We start from the raw sequence: 3,495 nt of genomic DNA on the forward strand, positions 1-3,495 counted from the left end.
CCCGCGACGTCCATCTCGAGGAGGTCCGCGCGGTGCTCGCGACGGACGACTCGACTCGTCTCTTACCGGACGCGTCGCCGGCGGCGCGGGCCGGTGTCGCCGAGCTCGCGAGAGCGTCCGAACCGCTCTCACAAGCCGAGCTGTGCCGGCGAGCCGGTATCTCTACTCAAAGCTGGCGTAACCACCGCGACGGCCTCGTCGCGGCCGACTGGGTCCGCGAGACGCCTCGCGGCTGGCGCCTCGCGCTCCCGTTCCGCTCGGAGCGGGGCGACGACGTCGACGTCGCCGATCCGCCGTGGTGGCTCAAGACCGAAGCCGGCGACTGGGGCGACTACGGTCGCGACGGGCGCCGTGCGGCGGACGTCGTCGACTGGCTACTCCTCGACCGAGACCTCCTCGACGACGTCGATCGTTTGGACGACACCGAGGACCCGATCGGGGCGATATACGACGCCCTTCGCGACGGCGAGCTCGCGGACCGAGAGCTCGTCGACGACGTCCTTCGCGAGTTCGGCGTTCCGCCGGGGCTGGTGAGAGCGGGGTGCGGGGTCGCGCCGCCGCTGCCGGAGCCGGCGACGGCGAGCGTCGGCCCGTCGACGCGGCAAACCAGTTTCGCGGAGGTTTCAGATACCCCCCAAAATCCTCCCATCGACGGGTAGACGGCTCAAAATAGGCGTCTGGAAGTGGGTTCTCGAAACGTTTACCCCGGGTGTGAGACGTCGGGATCGGGTTCTAAAAGCCGCGCCAATACCACACGTGCGACCCCTCCGGCGGCGCGTCGACGACGTCGACGACGTCGGCGACCTCGGCGAGCCCCTGCTTGCCGATCGCGTTCCACCACCCACCGGAGCTGCCGAACCCGGCCGGATGGTCGGGATACACCTCGTCGACGAACGCGGACCGTTGAGCCTCGCCGTGCTCGCGGAGATAGGCGACGCACGCACGCACGGCCTCGCGCCGCTGCTCGACCCGCTCGCCGCTCCCGGGGAGGTCTAAATCCTCGATCACCTCGTCGACGTCGACGCGACTCCCGGGGTCGGACCGTTCCGACTCCGGCTCCGCTTCTATACCGGATGTCGGTATATCTTCTGAACGGCCCCCCTCGCCGGCGGCCTCCTCTAAATCGGCTTGGTCGGCGGCGAGCCGGCGCTCTCGGTCTTTCGCGTTGCGTCGGGGCTTTCGCGTTCCGGGGAGCCAATAGACGACCGCGCGACCGCCGACGTCCTTTCGCTCGACGTCGCCGGCGGCGGCGAGCTCACGGAGCCGATTCGAGACGGTCCGCGCCGTCACGGGGAGTTCGTCGGCGAGCTCGGGAGCGGTGACGACGGGGTCCTCGTGCGCGTGAATCGCGTCGACGACGTCCTCAGGGTCGACTTTCGCCATGTGCGTACGCTCGTGCGTTCCCTCCTAAGTTCTTTGGTGGGTTCGCACGTGCGAACCCACAAGCGAACGCACGGGCGAAGGGGGACAGAACCCGAGAATAGGGTCTTAATCTCGGTGTCTGAACCCACCGCAACACAACTGGCGAGACTACACCCTGCCGCCGTCTGCCGTATCTATATCTTTATCAAATAAATTTGATACTGGATACCGAGACATATCAGTCTGATTCTAAAAAGAATCTGTGAATTAGCGGAAATGCTGGTGGACGTCCACCGCGATCGCCTCGCCGACGTGCTCGGCCTCTTGGAGCTCGTCGACGCTCGCGCGGCGGACGGCCTCGACGCTCTCGAAGGTCTTGGCGATCTCCGCGGCGCGGGTAGGACCGACGCCGTCGACGGTCTCGACCTCCTCGCGGATCGTGTCGGTTCTCTCGTCGAGAGCGTCCGCGAGACGGCGCTCTAATTCGACCTCGCCGATCTCTCCCTCGACGTACTCCTCGTGTAGCTGCTCGACGGTCGTGGGCTCCGGTGGGGTGAGAGCCCGCTTAATCGGTTCGACGACGACAGCGCGGCGCTGGGCGGCCTCTCCGGCGGCCCATATACACAAACACAAAATGGAGAACACCTCGGTCGCGTTCATGGTCGAAGCTGGTGGGCGGGAATTTGAGCCTCCCGCGAGTGGCTTCGATAGTGCGTCTCTCCGGGGTTCGTCCAATTCGTGATTTCTAAATCGCGAGCGCGGACCGTCCGCGACGACAGGACAGTTATCTCTCTCCCTTCGGCTCGGTACCACACGAGCGCATAGCCGCCGTCAGCGTCCGCGAGAGCCGCGTGCTGGTCCTCCCAGAACTTGAACGTCGGTCGGACTCCGTTCACCATAGAACCCTTCACGTCGAACGGACGGCCGCTCTCGTCGGTCGCGTCGAACTTGAGGCCGTTCACCTCCGGGTAGTCGAGCGTGAGAGGGTACCGATCCGTCGCCCAGAGCTCGACGAGCTTCCCGTATCTGCCGACGATCGCGGAGTCGTAGCTCATCTTCGGAGTTGTTTGGGTTGCGGTTGCGAGCGAGACTCCGATTCAAATCGCGCTCTCGATCGATCGTCGACGTCGATCCACGCCCCCCGGAGACGACCGGCACCCCCGCGAATCCCGTGCGTATAAACAGAGGTATGACCCGGGCGGGTGTCCGTCATCGCATTAGTCATCTGCCGGAGCATTATTTTTTGGAACCAACTCGGTATGCCGATTATTGTTATTCCAATTCCGGTATACTTTCCCGACCCAGTCCTCGGTGTACGGAACCAAATCGGCGACGTCGGCGTACTTCATCCCGGAATCGGCGGCCTTAATCGCGGTCTTGATGTGCTCGTCTTTTCGGACGTCGTCGACGTCGACGCTCTCGCCTTCCTGGTCGTCCTCGTCGACGAGCTCGATCGCGAACTCACTCGCCTCATGCTCGGGGTAGTTTTCAGCGGTGTCTGTGAGCCCCTTGTAGTCGCTCCCCTCTTCCCAGCTGTCTTTGCCGCCCTCACTCTCTAAGAGGCGAGCGCGACCGGGGTCGGAGCGCGACGGCTTTTCAATCGCGAACGACGCGACCCGTCGAATCGATTTTGCCGTTTTCGTCCGCGTGTGCCCGACGAGCAGGACGCTCCCGCGCTTCGGGTTCGGACCGTGCTTATCCTCCTTCTTACGGATGAATAGCAGTGAATCGGAGAACTGCTCCGCGGCCTTGTTCCCCGAGCCGAATCCCGAGAGCTCCTGTGCGATTTCGTCGAGGATCGCGAGCACCGGCCCCTCGATCTCCGCCATCGCTTCGAGCATCTGCCGGTCGGAGCGAACGACGCGGTCGAACCCGTCCCACGCGGTGTTACCGATGAGCGCGCCGCCGGTTCGAATCTTCCACGAGAGCGCGACGTCGAGCGTCGTCGCCGTCTTTCCGGAGCCCGGGGCGCCGAACACGAGCCCGATCGCGCCCTCGTGCGAGAGCTCGTCGGCGACGTCTCGGTATAGATCGGCGCCGTCGCGCTCTTGCCCGGTGAGCCCGGTCGCGCTCTTCATCTGCGATACTGAACCGTGGCGGACCGCCTCGTCGATCGTGTTCGTCGCGGCGTTC

The 3,495-nt window shown here is 64.8% G+C and carries 4 protein-coding genes and 1 pseudogene; 1 reads left to right on the top strand and 4 read right to left on the bottom strand.

Features of this window, described 5'->3' with window-relative positions:
- A pseudogene (locus DVK07_RS22795) lies at positions 1–659 on the top strand (hypothetical protein); the annotation flags it as partial.
- A gap of 73 nt (positions 660–732) precedes the next feature.
- Here the strand turns inward: DVK07_RS22795 and DVK07_RS18930 are convergent.
- The 4 genes from DVK07_RS18930 to DVK07_RS18945 all read right to left on the bottom strand — a co-directional run.
- On the bottom strand, positions 733–1,383 hold the full coding sequence (locus tag DVK07_RS18930; protein ID WP_121598452.1) for an HTH domain-containing protein: 651 nt from the start codon (positions 1,381–1,383) through the stop codon (positions 733–735).
- A 246-nt stretch (positions 1,384–1,629) separates the two neighbouring features.
- A complete protein-coding gene (locus DVK07_RS18935; protein WP_121598453.1) occupies positions 1,630–2,022 on the bottom strand; it encodes a helix-hairpin-helix domain-containing protein in 393 nt (130 codons plus the stop codon).
- Positions 2,019–2,417: a hypothetical protein gene (locus DVK07_RS18940; RefSeq protein ID WP_032073164.1), complete on the bottom strand. Its 399-nt coding sequence runs from the start codon at positions 2,415–2,417 to the stop codon at positions 2,019–2,021. The genes DVK07_RS18935 and DVK07_RS18940 overlap by 4 nt, the downstream gene beginning before the upstream one ends.
- Before the next feature lie 162 nt (positions 2,418–2,579).
- A partial coding sequence (locus DVK07_RS18945; protein WP_121598454.1) for a hypothetical protein occupies positions 2,580–3,495 on the bottom strand: 916 nt, incomplete at its 5' end.

The sequence above is a fragment of the Halorubrum sp. Atlit-26R genome (assembly GCF_003666015.1).
Taxonomy (GTDB): domain Archaea; phylum Halobacteriota; class Halobacteria; order Halobacteriales; family Haloferacaceae; genus Halorubrum.